The organism is Buttiauxella massiliensis (assembly GCF_902500225.1).
Taxonomy (GTDB): Bacteria; Pseudomonadota; Gammaproteobacteria; order Enterobacterales; family Enterobacteriaceae; genus Buttiauxella; species Buttiauxella massiliensis.
In genome coordinates this window covers 75,683-92,885 of sequence record NZ_LR722659.1, presented here as the reverse complement: position 1 = coordinate 92,885, position 17,203 = coordinate 75,683, and the positions used below count along the sequence as shown (strand labels likewise).

The 17,203-nt window shown below is 49.7% G+C and carries 14 protein-coding genes; 4 read left to right on the top strand and 10 right to left on the bottom strand.

Features of this window, described 5'->3' with window-relative positions; genetic code table 11:
- Positions 1–176: 176 nt before the first annotated feature.
- The 6 genes from nuoF to lrhA all read right to left on the bottom strand — a co-directional run bounded on the left by nuoF (position 177) and on the right by lrhA (position 6,742).
- Entirely contained in the window at positions 177–1,517 is a 1,341-nt protein-coding gene (nuoF, locus tag GC128_RS17105; RefSeq protein ID WP_120066225.1) for an NADH-quinone oxidoreductase subunit NuoF, read from the bottom strand.
- Positions 1,514–2,014, bottom strand: a complete 501-nt coding sequence (nuoE, locus tag GC128_RS17100) for an NADH-quinone oxidoreductase subunit NuoE (protein ID WP_151995314.1) — start codon at positions 2,012–2,014, stop codon at positions 1,514–1,516. The genes nuoF and nuoE overlap by 4 nt, the downstream gene beginning before the upstream one ends.
- 2 nt (positions 2,015–2,016) lie before the next feature.
- The gene (gene nuoC, locus GC128_RS17095) at positions 2,017–3,828 is read right to left on the bottom strand and encodes an NADH-quinone oxidoreductase subunit C/D (protein WP_151995313.1); all 1,812 of its coding nucleotides are present in this window, start codon (positions 3,826–3,828) and stop codon (positions 2,017–2,019) included.
- A 90-nt stretch (positions 3,829–3,918) separates the two neighbouring features.
- On the bottom strand, positions 3,919–4,593 hold the full coding sequence (gene nuoB / locus GC128_RS17090; RefSeq protein WP_034458804.1) for an NADH-quinone oxidoreductase subunit NuoB: 675 nt from the start codon (positions 4,591–4,593) through the stop codon (positions 3,919–3,921).
- 96 nt (positions 4,594–4,689) lie between these two features.
- Positions 4,690–5,178, bottom strand: coding sequence for an NADH-quinone oxidoreductase subunit NuoA (gene nuoA / locus GC128_RS17085; RefSeq protein WP_064559903.1), 489 nt, complete (start codon positions 5,176–5,178; stop codon positions 4,690–4,692).
- A gap of 628 nt (positions 5,179–5,806) precedes the next feature.
- The gene (gene lrhA, locus GC128_RS17080; RefSeq protein WP_151995312.1) at positions 5,807–6,742 is read right to left on the bottom strand and encodes a transcriptional regulator LrhA; all 936 of its coding nucleotides are present in this window, start codon (positions 6,740–6,742) and stop codon (positions 5,807–5,809) included.
- Between the two features lie 1,012 nt (positions 6,743–7,754).
- Here lrhA and alaA point away from each other — a divergent pair.
- The gene (alaA, locus tag GC128_RS17075) at positions 7,755–8,969 is read left to right on the top strand and encodes an alanine transaminase AlaA (RefSeq protein ID WP_064554960.1); all 1,215 of its coding nucleotides are present in this window, start codon (positions 7,755–7,757) and stop codon (positions 8,967–8,969) included.
- 78 nt (positions 8,970–9,047) lie between these two features.
- On the top strand, positions 9,048–9,647 hold the full coding sequence (yfbR, locus tag GC128_RS17070) for a 5'-deoxynucleotidase (protein ID WP_151995311.1): 600 nt from the start codon (positions 9,048–9,050) through the stop codon (positions 9,645–9,647).
- A gap of 83 nt (positions 9,648–9,730) precedes the next feature.
- Here yfbR and GC128_RS17065 read toward each other — a convergent pair whose 3' ends face one another.
- The 4 genes from GC128_RS17065 to yfbV form a co-directional block, all read right to left on the bottom strand.
- Positions 9,731–11,563: an SLC13 family permease gene (locus GC128_RS17065; RefSeq protein ID WP_151995310.1), complete on the bottom strand. Its 1,833-nt coding sequence runs from the start codon at positions 11,561–11,563 to the stop codon at positions 9,731–9,733.
- A gap of 80 nt (positions 11,564–11,643) precedes the next feature.
- Positions 11,644–12,324 carry a sugar phosphatase gene (locus tag GC128_RS17060; RefSeq protein WP_151995309.1) on the bottom strand — a complete coding sequence of 227 codons (681 nt, stop codon included), beginning with the start codon at positions 12,322–12,324 and terminating at the stop codon, positions 11,644–11,646.
- Entirely contained in the window at positions 12,317–12,811 is a 495-nt protein-coding gene (locus GC128_RS17055; RefSeq protein ID WP_034458818.1) for a YfbU family protein, read from the bottom strand. The genes GC128_RS17060 and GC128_RS17055 overlap by 8 nt, the downstream gene beginning before the upstream one ends.
- A gap of 72 nt (positions 12,812–12,883) precedes the next feature.
- Positions 12,884–13,339 carry a terminus macrodomain insulation protein YfbV gene (yfbV, locus tag GC128_RS17050; protein WP_151995308.1) on the bottom strand — a complete coding sequence of 152 codons (456 nt, stop codon included), beginning with the start codon at positions 13,337–13,339 and terminating at the stop codon, positions 12,884–12,886.
- 336 nt (positions 13,340–13,675) lie between these two features.
- On the opposite strand from yfbV, the gene ackA reads away from it, so the two are divergent.
- Positions 13,676–14,878, top strand: coding sequence for an acetate kinase (ackA, locus tag GC128_RS17045; protein ID WP_064512697.1), 1,203 nt, complete (start codon positions 13,676–13,678; stop codon positions 14,876–14,878).
- Positions 14,879–15,010: 132 nt separating this feature from the next.
- A complete protein-coding gene (gene pta / locus GC128_RS17040; RefSeq protein WP_151995307.1) occupies positions 15,011–17,152 on the top strand; it encodes a phosphate acetyltransferase in 2,142 nt (713 codons plus the stop codon).
- The last annotated feature ends 51 nt before the right edge of the window (positions 17,153–17,203 follow it).

The following is a 17,203-nucleotide window of genomic DNA, read 5'->3' as shown; positions in this document are numbered from 1 at the left end:
CTTCCAGTTGGCCTGAGTTATCCCAGGCATTAATCAAAAATTCTTGTGCGAAACTACCCTCACCCTAACCCTCTCCCTGAGGGAGAGGGGACCTTCAGGTTTTCCCTCTCCTTGGTGAGGGGACCGTCAGTTTTTCCCCCTCTCCTTGGGGAGAGGGCCGGGGTGAGGGAGTCAAATCACCAGCGTGCTTTTAACAAGTTCGGCTGAATACCGCTAATCGCGCGGGTGTTACCGAAATCTTGTTTGGCAATGCCTGCTTCGAATTCTTCGCGGAAATACTTAATCGCACTCTGCAATGGCTCAACCGCACCTGGCGCATGCGCACAGAAGGTTTTACCTGGACCGAGGAAACGACACAGTTGCTCAAGTGTCTCGATATCCCCAGGTTGGCCTTCGCCACGTTCCAGCGCACGCAGAATTTTCACGCTCCACGGCAAACCATCACGGCACGGTGTACACCAGCCGCAAGATTCACGGGCAAAGAACTCTTCCAGGTTGCGAACTAGCGGGACCATACCAATCTCGTGGTCTACGGCCATCGCCAGTGCGGTGCCTAAACGGCTGCCTGCTTTGCCGATGCTTTCAAATTCCATCGGTAAATCGAGGTGCGATTCGGTCAGGAAGTCAGTCCCTGCCCCACCCGGCTGCCAGGCTTTGAATTTCAGGCCATCGCGCATACCGCCCGCGTAATCTTCGAGAATTTCGCGTGCGGTGGTGCCGAACGGTAATTCCCAAACGCCAGGGTTTTTCACACGACCGGAGAAGCCCATCAGCTTAGTACCGGCATCTTTGCTGGTAGAAATGCCTTGATACCACTCCACGCCATCGGCCAGAATCGCCGGGACGTTACACAGCGTTTCGACGTTGTTAACGCAGGTCGGTTTACCCCAGACACCGCTTGATGCAGGGAATGGCGGTTTTGAACGTGGGTTCGCACGGCGGCCTTCGAGGGAGTTAATCAGCGCGGTTTCTTCACCACAGATATAACGCCCGGCACCGGTGTGCACGATCAGTTCAAAATCAAAACCAGAACCGAGAATGTTTTTGCCAAGCAGCCCCGCTTCGGTGGCTTCAGCAATCGCACGACGCAGATGCACAGCCGCTTCGATGTACTCGCCACGCAGGAAGATGTAGCCGCGATACGCTTTGAGCGCGAACGCAGAAATCAACATGCCTTCCACCAAAAGGTGCGGCAGTTGCTCCATCAGCAAACGGTCTTTATAGGTACCCGGTTCCATTTCATCAGCGTTACACAGCAGGTAACGGATGTTCATGGACTCGTCTTTTGGCATCAGGCTCCACTTCAAACCCGTGGAGAAGCCCGCACCGCCGCGCCCTTTCAGGCCAGCGTCTTTAACACGGTTAACGACTTCATCTGGTGCAAGGCCAGTCAACGCCAGACGTGCACCTTCGTAGCCGTTTTTGCTGCGATATTCATCCAGCCAGACCGGCTGTTTGTCATCACGCAACCGCCAGGTCAGCGGATGAGTTTCGGCAGTACGAATAATGGTTTTCATTTGTACTGCTCCAGCAAATCAGGGATCGCTTCCGGCGTCAGATGGCTGTGAGTGTCCTCATCAATCATCATGGTCGGCCCTTTGTCGCAGTTGCCCAGACAGCAAGTTGGCAGCAGGGTAAAGCGACCATCAAACGTGGTTTGACCCGGTTTGATGTTCAGTTTTGCTTCGATAGCCGATTGAATGCCCTGGTAGCCTGTAATGTGGCAAACCACGCTATCGCAGTAGCGAATTACGTGGCGGCCAACCGGCTGGCGGAAAATCTGGCTATAGAATGTGGCAACGCCTTCGACGTCACTGGCCGGAATACCCAGCACCTCAGAGATGGCGTAAATAGCGCCGTCTGGCACCCAGCCACGCTGTTTCTGTACGATTTTCAGCGCTTCGATAGACGCTGCGCGAGCATCTTCGTAATGATGTTTTTCGTGCTCAATCGCATCACGCTCGAATTGACTCAGCTCAAAGGCTTCTGCCTGGGGTTGTTGTTTATCGTGCATAGTTAGCGATCCACATCAGACATTACAAAATCGATACTACCCAGATAGACAATCAGGTCAGAAACCAGGCTGCCACGAATCGCTGCCGGGATTTGCTGCAAGTGCGCAAAGCTGGGAGTACGAATACGGGTACGGTAGCTCATGGTGCTGCCGTCGCTGGTCAGGTAGTAACTGTTAATCCCTTTCGTCGCTTCAATCATCTGGAAGGATTCGTTAGCCGGCATCACCGGGCCCCACGAAACTTGCAGGAAGTGAGTGATCAGGGTTTCGATATGTTGCAGCGTGCGCTCTTTCGGCGGCGGCGTTGTCAGCGGGTGGTCAGCTTTGAACGGGCCAGCAGGCATGTTTTTCAGGCACTGATCAAGAATGCGCAAGCTCTGGCGAAGCTCTTCAACTTTCAGCATCACGCGGGTGTAGCAGTCACTGATGCCACCGCCAACCGGGATTTCGAAGTCAAAGTTTTCATAACCAGAGTAAGGGCGAGCTTTACGGATATCGAAATCAACACCGGTAGCACGCAAGCCAGCACCGGTCGTGCCCCACTCCAGCGCTTCTTTCTTACCGTAAGCGGCAACACCCTGAGAACGACCTTTCAGGATGGTGTTGCGCAGTGCCGCTTTCTCGTAGGAATCCAGACGTTTCGGCATCCAGTCGAGGAATTCTTTAAGCAGACGTTCCCAACCGTTTGGCAGGTCGTGCGCCACACCGCCGATACGGAACCAAGCCGGGTGCATACGGAAACCGGTAATCGCTTCGACGAGGTCATAGATTTTCTGACGGTCGGTAAAGGCGAAGAACACCGGAGTCATGGCACCCACGTCCTGAATAAACGTGGAGATGTACAGCAAGTGGCTGTTGATACGGAACAGTTCAGAGAGCATGACGCGAATCACGTCAACGCGTTCAGGAACCTTGATACCCGCCAGTTTTTCAACCGCTAGCACGTATGGCATTTCGTTCACGCAGCCGCCGAGGTACTCGATACGGTCGGTATACGGAATGTAGCTGTGCCAGGACTGACGCTCGCCCATTTTCTCAGCGCCACGGTGGTGGTAACCGATGTCCGGTACGCAATCGACAATTTCTTCACCGTCGAGTTGCAGAACAATACGGAATGCACCGTGCGCGGATGGGTGGTTTGGACCGAGGTTCAGGAACATGAAATCTTCATGCTCGCTGCTGCGCTTCATGCCCCAATCTTCAGGCTTGAAGGTCAGCGCTTCCATCTCGAGGTCTTCTTTCTGTTTGGTCAATTCAAACGGATCGAACTCGGTGGCACGCGCCGGATAATCTTTACGTAGCGGGTGGCCTTCCCACGTTGGCGGCATCATGATGCGCGTCAGGTGCGGGTGACCATTAAAGGTGATGCCGAACATTTCCCAGGTTTCACGCTCATACCAGTTTGCGTTCGGGAACAGTTTGGTGATCGTTGGTACGTTCAGGTCGTTTTCGGACAGCGCCACCTTGAGCATGACATCGCGGTTGCGATCGATAGAAATCAGGTGGTAGAAAACGGAAAAATCCGCGGCCGGTAAACCGTCGCGGTGGGTACGAAGACGCTCATCCATACCATGCAGATCAAATAGCATGACGTAAGGTTTTGGCAGTCTTTTCAGGAAATCGACAACTTCCAGTAATTGTTCACGCTTAACCCAGGCCACTGGAACACCAGTGCGGGTTGGCTGAACGGTAAAGGCATCCGGCCCAAAACGGTTACGCAGTTCGCCAATAACCGGATCATCAAGATGGTCACGGGTTTGCCAGGCTGGCTGGTTGGCATCATGCGCAGTTAAATCGGTCATAATTCTCACCATTGCAAATGGTACTGTGGTGACTGTTGGTCAGCGGCTTCGCGCTAATATTATTGATATGCGAAGTAAACTCACGCCGACCACAGGCGCAAATTAAATCTCGTCTGGTGTGCGCAAGTTGGTGACAGCAATACGCTCACCACGTTTACGCTCGCGCTCGGATTGCATATTGGCGCGATACACACCTTGATCGCCAACTACCCACGAGAGCGGACGACGTTCTTTACCGATAGATTCTTGCAGCAGCATCAGAGCCTGCATGTAAGCTTCCGGACGCGGCGGGCAGCCTGGGATGTAAACATCAACCGGCAGGAATTTATCCACGCCCTGCACCACGGAATAGATGTCGTACATGCCGCCGGAGTTGGCGCAAGCACCCATCGAAATAACCCATTTTGGCTCGAGCATTTGGTCATACAGACGCTGAATGACCGGAGCCATTTTGGTAAAGCAGGTTCCTGCAATTACCATTAAGTCAGCCTGACGCGGAGAAGCACGCAATACTTCGGCACCAAAACGTGCCACGTCGTGCACGGCGGTAAACGAGGTCACCATCTCAACGTAGCAGCAAGAAAGGCCAAAGTTATAAGGCCAAATTGAGTTTTTACGACCCCAGTTCACCATATCGTGCATGGCATGTTCGAGCTTGCCCATGTACACGCTACGGTTGATTTCTTGGTCAAGAGGATCGGTCACGATCTCCTGTTTTTGCAGGGGGTAACGGTCGTTCTCACCGTCGGGGTCTATGCGGGTGAGCGTATAGTCCATCTTATTGCCTCATTTTATGCTCGTTATAATTCAATTTACAGCGGTGTTGGCTGCGTTCATAAACCCCAATCACTTACCTAAGTAAGCTCATGGGATTTACTCGCTTGCCGCCTTGCTGTAATCCGAATTCTTTAGAGCATCTTGCGTATGACGGTTAGTGATACTGTCGGTTTCCGGGTTGATTTGGGCACGGCGCGAACGCGCAGGTGTCCAGTCAAGCGCGCCAATACGCACCAGATACACCAGGCCTGCCAGTAGCACTAAAATGAAAATTGCGGCCTCGACGAAGCCTACCCATCCACTTTCACGGATGGAAACTGACCACGCATAGAGATACAAGGCTTCCACGTCGAAGATAACGAAGAACATGGCAACCAGGTAAAACTTGGCGGATAGACGTAAGCGCGCTGTACCAACTGAGTCGATACCTGACTCGAAGGGAGTGTTTTTGTGCCGACCCTTAGCTCTCCCGCCAAGGAACCAGGCCCCGAGAAGCATTACGCAACACAGGCCTATGGCAACAATAAGAAAAACTGCGAACGCCCAATGGTGAGCGATAACTTCAGTGGATGTTGACATACTCATTGCTTACTCATCAAAAGTGGCGTCAAAGTCTCTGCTCTTGCTGGCAGATGAACACCACATCGATTCATGGGGAGGAACAATTAACCTTACAATTTCTGCCGGAATCAAAACTTTTCCTGCAAATTGATGGGGTTTTTTACTCCTTTCTATAACCTTTTGTCAACTTTAACAAAAGTATCCACACATTAATTTACATGACTCCACTTTCATTAACATTTAGTGCCCTAAACGTTAGTTCCGCCGAGTGATTAACTCGGTATTAGTGAAGGTGAATCGTGTCCGTTAAGGTGGGAAAAAATAACTACTGTTCTATTTTGGCAGGAATTCTCAACTATTCATCCCCCCTATAGGGAGTATTTTCTTGATCTGAGACACGCTTCTGTTAATCCATCTCAGAAACCAACAACATTGCAGCGTATTTTTTAACATTTAAACGAGTGTTGAGTCGAAGGAAGTACGTAGAAGGTAGGTTTCTAGGGCGCTATGAAGCAGATTGTTTTAAAACATGTTTTTACAAATTAGTAATAAAGACATCTTGCAGTGATTAAAAAATAGGCCACTGAGTCAATAAATGACCTCAATGACCTGTTTTCGAATTTCATATTTTGTTACTAACAAACCGCAGGTGTTACTCGAAATCACGTTCCATCAGCACGGTATCATCATCTTCATCTGACGAAGCCATGTAGCGGTATGGGTTAGGGTTTGATTCCAGAGCACTAAAGATAGCCTGAGCCAAATCATTACTGGTTTGCAAATTACGGCACAACAAATATTGAGTATCTGGCATAACTGGTAAGCCATCAGCATTACCCAGTACACGTAATTCAGGGCTCATCATTTCAACAGGTCGCGCAGTCACACCCAGGCCGGCTTTCACCGCGGCACGCACAGCCGAAAGAGTGGAAGCAACATACGCAATACGCCAGGGAATGCGCGCTGCATTCAAATGCTCAAGCATCATATCCCGGTAAGGACTCGGATCGTCGAGCATGACTAAAGGTACGGTTTCACCTTTCTGGAAGACGTAATCCGATGCGCAATACCATAAAGTTGGTGAGGTACGTAACACAATGGATTCAAAATGCGCGGGTTTTGATGTGGTGACAACCAAATCAACTTCCTGCTGATTAAGCATTTCAACCATAAATGGATTACGTTTAACTCGGACATCCAACGCCAGCTTTGGGTAAACCGAGCTTATTCGGTTAAGCAAGAAAGGCAGAATGGTATCCGCGGTTTCATCAGATGCACCAATCGTGAGCACACCCTGCAAATTACTAAACATCAGTGATGTACATGCTTCATCATTAAAACGTAGAATTTTTCGCGCATAACCCAGAAGCTGAATACCATGCTCGGTCAGCAGCTTATTACGACCATGGCGGGCAAAGAGCTCTTTTCCTACTAACTGTTCAAGACGCTGCATCTGCTGGCTTACAGCCGATTGCGTACGGCAAACCGCAACTGCCGCCGCAGCAAAAGTATTCAAATCCGCTACGGCAACAAAAGTCCTTAGCAGATCGAGGTCGAGATTGAGTATCGGACGATTTGCGTTAATCATAATTTTTTCACTAGTAGGTTGCTCTTACGAGTCTGCCTTAGTTTTATTGCTGTGATTTATCAAAAAGATAAAGCAATTCCCTTTTACAGAACGTCTCCCGAGGGGCCATACCGTCATCCTGACAGTCGTTCTGACTTTTTATTTTTCATGCATTCCGGTGTATGCGGGCCAATAATGTAGCTCACATATTCCAGTAAATATTATACCGCCATAACCAACATACAAACATTCGTCTTATTGTTCTAGTCACTTAAATTAAAACTGAGTAATTATTGTAAGCCTACTTCAGTACTGAGTTTTATTTATTCAACTTTTTGCGGCTACGAGGGTAAGTGGGATGAAAGTTTCTCTATGTCATTTTTGCTGCACGAGCAATTACCAAAGTACTATGGTTATATACTAACCCACAGTAAAACATAGAGTTTCATTATGTCCAAAAATAGACACTCGTCATTTTCCGTGACATATCTTACCGCAAATCATGCCATTCCATAAGTTTTGTTGCGAATTATCTGATCTCATTCTCCTTTTTCATTTCACTCTTCAATAGGTTATTCATAAAAACCCCTGAAGCTATACGAGGCAAAAGAGAAGTAACTTAACTCTATTCTTCGGTTATATTAATGACACTCAGAGTTATTTTTATATACATATTATTAACTCACATTAGTGAACTTCTTTTAACCTCAAGCATAAACATTCAATTTTCCTTAACTATCACTCAATTTAATTTTCAAACCACTCAGCATTACCCACTACAACACCAGCGCCACACCAGTTGATGAAATCACCAAATGGCTTAATATTTATACATACATCTATCTTATGTAAAGTAATCAGTATTTTATACCAATCATTAGATATTCAATTGGTTTTTCTGCTTGTGCCTAACTTGAAAGATAAATTGCAGTCTGGCGCCTCGACTGCCTTCAAATCTGGGCGTGGCAGGAGTACATTTGTTGCCTGGTCGCTTCCACGGCAGGAAGTGGCGTTAACATTAAAGGTCAGGTTCATGTCCCCTATCGAAAAATCCAGCAAACTTGATAACGTCTGTTATGACATCCGTGGCCCAGTGCTCAAGGAGGCTAAGCGTCTTGAAGAAGAAGGGAATAAAGTCCTCAAGTTGAATATTGGCAACCCTGCGCCATTTGGCTTTGATGCCCCGGATGAAATTCTTGTCGATGTGATTCGTAATATGCCTACTGCTCAGGGTTACTGCGACTCGAAAGGACTCTACTCCGCACGTAAAGCCATCATGCAGCATTATCAGGCTCGTGAAATGCGGGACGTGACAGTTGAAGATATTTACATCGGCAACGGTGTTTCTGAGCTAATTGTTCAATCGATGCAAGCATTGTTGAACAGTGGTGATGAGATGCTGGTACCAGCGCCTGATTACCCTTTGTGGACTGCAGCAGTTTCGCTTTCTAGTGGCAAAGCCGTTCACTATTTATGTGATGAGTCGGCAGGCTGGTTCCCGGACCTTGACGATATTCGGGCTAAAATCACACCTCGTACTCGCGGCATTGTGATTATTAACCCGAACAACCCAACCGGTGCGGTTTACTCTAAAGAACTGCTGCTGGAAGTTGTAGAAATTGCGCGTCAGCATAATTTGATTATTTTTGCTGATGAAATCTACGACAAGATTCTGTACGACGCGGCACAACACCATTCAATTGCGGCACTGGCTCCGGACCTGCTGACAGTGACCTTTAATGGGCTGTCCAAAACTTATCGTGTTGCCGGGTTCCGCCAGGGTTGGATGGTTCTGAATGGGCCGAAGAAACACGCAAAAGGTTACATCGAAGGGCTGGAGATGCTCGCGTCGATGCGTTTGTGCGCGAACGTACCTGCTCAGCATGCGATTCAGACGGCTTTAGGCGGTTATCAGAGTATTAGCGAATTTATTGCACCAGGCGGGCGTCTGTATGAACAGCGTAACCGTGCGTGGGAACTGATTAACGATATTCCTGGTGTTTCCTGTGTGAAGCCGCAGGGCGCGCTCTATATGTTCCCTAAAATCGACGCTAAACGCTTTAATATCCACGACGACCAAAAAATGGTGCTGGATTTCTTATTACAAGAAAAAGTGCTTTTGGTTCAAGGAACGGCATTTAACTGGCCGTGGCCGGATCACGTACGTATCGTGACTTTACCGCGTGTTGATGAACTGGAAATGGCTATCAATAAATTTGGTCGTTTCCTCGGCCATTACCACCAATAATTCTCTCGGGGGAGATGTTTGCATCTTCCCCCGACTCCCCGCACAATGGTTTTCTTTGCTTACGTACCGAGTGTATCTATGAGCCAAAGCCATTTCTTTGCCCACCTTTCACGCCTGAAATTAATCAATCGTTGGCCGCTGATGCGTAATGTGCGTACCGAAAATGTGTCGGAGCATAGCCTGCAAGTTGCAATGGTCGCTCATGCATTAGCCGTGATTAAAAATCGTAAATTCAACGGCCAAATTAACGCCGAACATGTCGCCCTGCTTGCGATGTATCACGATGTCAGTGAGGTGCTTACGGGGGATTTACCAACACCGGTGAAGTATTTCAACACGCAAATTGCTCATGAATACAAAGCTATCGAGAAAATCGCCCAACAGAAACTGATTGATATGGTACCAGAAGAGTTACGTGATATCTGGGCACCACTGATTGATGAACATCGCAGTAGCGACGAGGAGCGAGCCATCGTCAAGCAAGCCGATGCGTTATGTGCCTATCTAAAATGTCTGGAAGAGCTCTCTGCCGGTAACAATGAATTTTTACTGGCAAAAGGCAGGCTCGAGAAAACGCTGGCTGACCGCCACAGCGAAGAGATGGACTATTTTATGAATGTCTTTGTAGCGAGCTTCCAGCTGTCGCTCGATGAGATTAGCCAGGACTCGCCGCTCTGACTCTGGCCGATGACGCTTCGCTTATCCGCCCTACCCCCTCTTTCGTAGGCCGGATAAGCGAAGCGTCATCCGGCACTCTGATGTTAAAACGGAAATAACATCGGCACCATCACTACACTCACCACCATCACAATCACCGTAAATGGCACGCCCATCTTCACAAAATCGCTGAACTTATAATTTCCTGGCCCCAGAACGAGCGTATTAACAGGTGAAGATACAGGAGTCATAAACGCAGCAGAGGCAGCAAGTGCCACAATCATGGCAAATGGATAAGGGGAAACGCCCATCGATTTTGCCGCAGCTAACGCAATAGGTGCCATTAACACCGCAGTCGCCGTATTTGAAATAAACAAGCCAATCGCGGCACACATCACGAACAGGCAAATCAACATCATGTGTGGACCATAGCCACCGCCGAGACTCATCAACCCGTTTACAATCAAATCCACACCGCCCGTTTTTTGCAGTGCAAGCGCGAATGGCATCATACCGACAATCAAAATAATACTTGGCCAGTGCACCGCTTTATAGGCACTTTCCATGTCGATACAACGGAACTTACCCATCAACAAACAGGCAATAATTGCAGCAATTGGGTTAGGAATTTCGTCCGTGAGCATCAGGGCGACCATCAACGCCAGGCAGAAAATCGCATGGGGTGCCTGGCTATGCGCTGGAGACGCCTCGCCCTCTTCCACCGGCAAATTGAGTACCAGGAAATCGCGGCCTTTTTGCTGCAACTGACTAATCAGTTTCCAGTCACCGACAACCAGCAAGATATCACCAAGCTGTAACGCCTCATCGACCAACAGCCCTTCCATTGCATCGCCATTGCGACGTAACCCAACAACGTTCAGGCCGTAGCGAGTACGGAAGCCTATCTCGCGCAGTGTCTGCCCTATCAGTTCGGACTCAGGGATCAACGACACTTCGGCCATGCCAACATCCAGCGCCTGGTCCGAGAAATACTCGCCGCGCAGAACCATTGGCTCAAGCATCTGCTCGCTACAAAACTCACGCAGATCGACTTCAGAAGCAGACATATCAATCAACAGCACGTCGCGCGCGCGAAATTCAGTGACGCCAGTGACATTGACGATAACCCGGCGGAATTTGCGCCAGCGCTCAAGGCCGATGACATTGGCGCCATAACGCTCACGCAGTTTTAAATCATCCAAACGTCGGCCCACCATCGGTGAACCCAGGCGAATTGCGAGACGACGCGCACGGCCAGTCAGGCGGTAATCTTTAATCAGGTCACGAAAAGTACGGCGACGCCAGTCCTGCTTGCCATCGTCTTTGTTCTGCCCTTTCAGTGCAAAACGCGCAATCAGCATATAGCCGATACCCAGCAATAAAATGACCAAACCAATAGGCGTAACGCTAAAGAAGTGGAACCCCTGCAACCCTTCGCGCAGCAATTCGCTGTTTACAACCAGATTGGGTGGTGTTGCGACCAGCGTCATCATGCCGCTAATCAACCCGGCAAAACTGAGCGGCATCATTAAGCGCGATGGCGAGGTTTTCATGCGCATTGAAACACTGAGTACCACGGGGATAAATATTGCGACCACACCCGTTGAACTCATAAATGCGCCAAGCCCCGCAACGGTGAGCATCAGCAAAACCAGCATTTTGGTTTCACTACTGCCTGCAACATCCACAAGCCAGGCACCCATTTTGGTAGCAACGCCGGTTCGTACCAGGCCGTCGCCAATGATAAAGAGTGCTGCAATCAGGATAACGTTGGGATCGCTAAAGCCTGAGAAGGCCTCGCTGAGAGTGAGTGTGCCGCTGAGGACAAACGCAATAATGACAAGAAGTGCAACCGCATCCATACGTACTTTGCCAGTGGCAAAAAGCACCACCGCTATCGCTAACAGCGATAAAACCCAAATGAGTTCGGAGTTCAAAACAAGTCCTTATGAGTTGTCTCTGAGGGTAAAAATCATGCCATAAAAAAGCCCCGCTATCGCGGGGCTAAATCATGTGTTTAGTGTTTTCTCAACACTTCGACTGTGCCATCTGGCAGCTTCTGAACCAGAAGCTCAGTCAACGAATGCAAAGCATAGTCGACATGCTCAAGCCGTGGCGTATCGGCCGGTGCATTGACCGCAATAACATGGCAACCTGCAGCCAGGCCAGAAAGTACACCTGCTGGCGCATCTTCTACGACAGCGCATTCTTCAGGCTCTAAACCTAATAATTGCGCACCGAGTAAGTAGGCATCCGGCTCAGGTTTGCCTCGAGCAACACGTTCAGCAGTAACAAGCACTTCAGGCTCTGGCAGTCCACCAGCCGCACGACGAGCTGAAGCCACAGGTAATGAACCAGAGGTCACGATAGCCCATGGAATGCCCGCTTCGCTCAGATGAGTCAATAACTCAACAGCTCCTGGCAATGCCACAATACCGTCGGTATCTTCAGACTCGATTTTCTCAAGACGGAAAAACTCCTGCTGGATCTCTTCTTCAGACGCACCCGCCATAAAATGACGCAGCGAAGTTATCGCCTGCTTACCATGAATGAAGCCTAATACTTCTTGCGGCGAAATATCGAAACGTTTAGCCCAGTTAATCCATGCACGCTCAACCGCTGGCAGGGAGTCAACCAGGGTCCCATCCAAATCAAACAAGAAACCTTTGCACTTCACGACGCGTCTCCCCTCAGGCATTAATAATCTGCGCGATCTCATTCACACTTAAATGATACTGACGTGGGCAGGACTGCCACACTTTCAACATACGCTGATATTTTTCCCACATTGGGGTCTGCGCGTTAAAGCCATGAGTACCTGCGTCAAAGTGCGCGTAACGGCCTTCAATATTGACCATGAATCGAACATATCCCAGGAACCGAGCTTCAGTTGCTGCATCGAAGCCGAGGAAGGTGACACGGCGTTCGTCAATTTCCTGGTTATCCTTCAGGTTCGTCCAGGAGACGTGCAGCGCGTGGTACATCTCCATAATGTCGATGACAGTGCGGCAAGTTTCTTCCGTCAACTCACCGAATTCACGATCCAGCTCGCGCATTTGCAGGCCGTAACCGCGCTCAATGATCGTTTGCAGGCGACGATAACGCTCGGCGTTGTCTGGATCGAGCATGGTCATCATTTTGTACTGATTAGATAAAATCAGACGCTGGGCGTTAGTCATTTCCATTTCTTAGCTCCTGTTGCGCAGAATTACTCCTGCGAAAAAATATCCTTCTATATATGCGTAACGGCAGGGATTTTACAAATCATCAAGAAAAGTTTTATCCAACTGCTTAAACGCACGTTTCAGTACTTCAGCGAGCGCCTGGTAATCTGGCTTGCCTTCAATCGGTGTTAGCGCCTGCCCTGCTTCCTGTAATTTGCCACGCACTTCGTAGAACCAGCTCAAAATGGTCGGCGGTAGTGGCGTAACTGAGCGCTTACCTAGCCACCATAAACCCTGCATTGGTAAGCTACAGGCGAATAATGCGGTTGCGACTGCGGGGCCAAGTTGGCCGCCAAGGGCAATCTGCCAGGTCAGCGTAAACACAGCAAGTGGGGGCATAAAGCGGATGGCAAAACGTGTGGCGCGGATAACACGATTTTCTACAAAGACTGGCGCGAGGCGTTTATCGACAGGCCAGGTCTTAGAATAGTGTTGCCCACGGCTGAACATGCTAAACCAGCTGGCGTGGCTATTTAGGGGTGTCGACATGGCATTACCTCAACTTCACATATAAAAAATAAAATTTTTGTGCAAAACAACAACTCTAAATTACATGGTTCAAAATCTTTTGTCTTTAGCTGCTGCAATCGGGTATCCTGTGCCGGCCTTGATGGCCGTAGAAGGGAAACCGCAGGTTGTCAATTTTTTGCTCAGTCAGCCGTTGCCGAAAAATCGCGCAACATGGCGTAAACTCTAGAGTATTTAATCTTCATGCCAAAAAAACGCTTCTGGCATGACGTTAATCATAAATGTCAGGCTCATCATGCGCTACGCTGAGAGACTAACTGACGTTTTTTTAGCCACATATTAATAGTAGGTACTTCCATGTCGAGTAAGTTAGTACTGGTTCTGAACTGCGGTAGCTCTTCACTGAAATTTGCAATCATTGATGCAGTAAACGGTGATGAGTACCTTTCTGGTTTAGCCGAATGTTTCCATCTTCCTGAAGCACGTATCAAGTGGAAAATGGATGGCGGTAAACAAGAAGCGGCTTTGGGTGCAGGCGCCGCTCACAGCGAAGCTCTTAACTTTATGGTTAATACCATTCTGGCACAAAAACCTGAATTGTCCGAGCAGCTGACTGCTATCGGCCACCGTGTTGTTCACGGCGGCGAGAAGTACACCAGCTCCGTCGTTATCGACGAGACCGTGATTCAGGGTATCAAAGATACTGCTTCTTTTGCACCACTGCATAACCCGGCACACCTGATCGGTATTGCTGAAGCACTGAAATCTTTCCCTAAACTGGCTGATAAAAACGTTGCTGTGTTTGACACCGCGTTCCATCAGACCATGCCAGAAGAATCTTACCTCTATGCTCTGCCGTACAACCTGTACAGAGAGCATGGCGTTCGTCGTTACGGCGCACACGGCACCAGCCACTTCTATGTGACTCAAGAAGCCGCGAAAATGCTGAACAAGCCAGTGGAAGAAGTGAACCTGATCACTTGCCACCTGGGCAACGGCGGTTCTGTTTCTGCTATCCGTAACGGCAAGTGTGTTGACACCTCTATGGGTCTGACTCCGCTGGAAGGTCTGGTAATGGGCACCCGTTCTGGTGACATCGATCCAGCTATCATCTTCCACCTGCACGATTCCCTGGGCATGAGCGTTGACGATATCAACAAAATGCTGACTAAAGAGTCTGGCCTGTTGGGTCTGACTGAAGTCACTAGCGACTGCCGTTATGTTGAAGACAACTACACCACTAAAGAAGATGCTAAACGTGCAATGGACGTGTTCTGCCATCGTCTGGCGAAATACATCGGTTCTTACACTGCACTGATGGAAGGTCGTCTGGACGGCGTTGTGTTCACTGGTGGTATCGGTGAAAACGCTGCAATGGTACGTGAGCTGTCTCTGGGCAAACTGGGTGTTCTGGGCTTTGAAGTTGACCACGAACGCAACCTGGCTGCTCGTTTCGGCAAATCAGGCTACATCAACAAAGAGGGTACCGTTCCTGCGATGGTCATTCCGACCAACGAAGAACTGGTTATCGCTCAGGATGCGTCTCGCCTGACCGCTTGATTCTCCTTACCGCCAGCCTTCGCTGGCGGTGTTGTTTTCTGAGTCCTGTAAAGGGCAATACCCAAAATAATTCGAGTTGCTGCAATCCTCTGCGACCCGAAATATGCCGGGTATATACAAAGAGGTTATACCGTGTCCCGTACTATTATGTTGATCCCTACCGGAACCAGCGTCGGCCTGACCAGCGTCAGCCTAGGTGTTATCCGTGCTATGGAACAAAAAGGCGTTCGCCTTAGCGTTTTCAAACCTATCGCCCAACCGCGTACCGGTGACGATACTCCAGATCAAACCACCAGCATTGTGCGTGCTAACTCCAGCATCCCAACGGCTGAACCGCTGCACATGAATCACGTTGAGTCGCTGCTGTCCAGCAACCAACAAGACGTGCTGATGGAAGAGATCATCGCCAACTTCCACGCCAGCAGCAAAGATGCTGAAGTGGTTCTGGTTGAAGGTCTGGTTCCAACTCGTAAACATCAGTTTGCGCAATCTCTGAACTACGAAATCGCAAAAACGCTGAACGCTGAGATCGTCTTCGTTATGTCTTTGGGTAACAACTCCCCAGAGCAGATGAAAGAGCGTATTGAACTGGCACGTAGCAGCTTTGGCGGCAGCAAAAATACCAACATCACTGGCGTTATCATTAACAAACTGAATGCCCCAGTTGATGAGCAGGGTCGTACCCGTCCTGATCTGTCCGAAATTTTTGATGACTCCACTAAAGCGAGCATCGCTAACATCGATCCTAAAGCGCTGTTCGCTGACAGCCCGCTGCCAGTTCTGGGCTGTGTGCCATGGAGCTTTGATCTGATCGCCACTCGTGCAATTGATATGGCGCGTCACCTGAACGCAACCATCATCAACGAAGGCGACATCAAAACTCGTCGCGTGAAGTCTGTGACCTTCTGTGCGCGTAGCATTCCGCACATGCTGGAACACTTCCGTCCAGGTTCTTTGTTGGTGACTTCAGCAGACCGTCCAGACGTGCTGGTTGCCGCGTGCCTGGCTGCAATGAACGGTGTAGACATCGGTGCAGTTCTGCTGACCGGCGGTTACGAAATGGACCCACGCGTCACCAAACTGTGTGAGCGTGCATTCGCTACCGGCCTGCCGCTGTTCATGGTTGACACTAACACCTGGCAGACTTCCCTGAGCCTGCAAAGCTTCAACCTGGAAGTCCCAACTGACGACCATCAGCGTATCGAGAAAGTGCAGGAATATGTGGCAAGCCACATTGATGCAAACTGGATCGAATCTCTGACTGCAACGTCTGAGCGTAGCCGTCGTCTGTCTCCTCCAGCCTTCCGTTACCAACTGACTGAGCTGGCGCGTAAAGCCGGCAAACGTGTTGTTCTGCCAGAAGGCGAAGAGCCACGTACCGTGAAAGCGGCATCTATCTGTGCTGAACGTGGTATCGCAACTTGCGTACTGTTGGGTAACCCGGATGAAATCACCCGTGTTGCTGCTGCGCAAGGCGTTGAACTGAGTGCTGGTATCGAAATCGTTGACCCGGAAGTGGTTCGCGAGAGCTACGTTGCACGTCTGGTTGAGCTGCGTAAGAGCAAAGGCATGACCGAAGCCGTTGCGCGTGAGCAACTGGAAGACAACGTTGTGCTGGGTACTTTGATGCTTGAGCAAGACGAAGTTGACGGTCTGGTTTCCGGTGCTGTTCACACTACCGCGAACACCATTCGTCCACCGTTGCAGCTGATCAAAACTGCACCAGGCAGCTCTTTGGTTTCTTCTGTGTTCTTCATGCTGCTGCCAGAACAGGTTTACGTTTACGGCGACTGCGCGATCAACCCGGACCCAACTGCTGAGCAACTGGCAGAAATCGCTATTCAGTCTGCGGATTCCGCTGCTGCATTCGGTATCGATCCACGCGTTGCAATGCTGTCCTACTCCACCGGCACTTCTGGTGCAGGTAGCGACGTTGAGAAAGTACGTGAAGCTACACGTATTGCTCAAGAAAAACGTCCTGACCTGGTCATCGATGGTCCGTTGCAGTACGACGCCGCAGTTATGGCTGACGTTGCTAAATCCAAAGCGCCAAACTCACCGGTTGCGGGTCGCGCTACCGTGTTCATCTTCCCAGACCTGAACACCGGTAACACCACCTATAAAGCGGTACAGCGCTCAGCAGACCTGATCTCCATCGGGCCAATGCTGCAAGGTATGCGTAAACCAGTCAACGACCTGTCTCGTGGCGCACTGGTAGACGATATCGTTTACACCATCGCTCTGACTGCGATTCAGTCTTCTCAACAAGACTAAGTTCTTCTGAGAAGCAAAAAGGCCGCTAATTTAGCGGCCTTTTTTATTGGC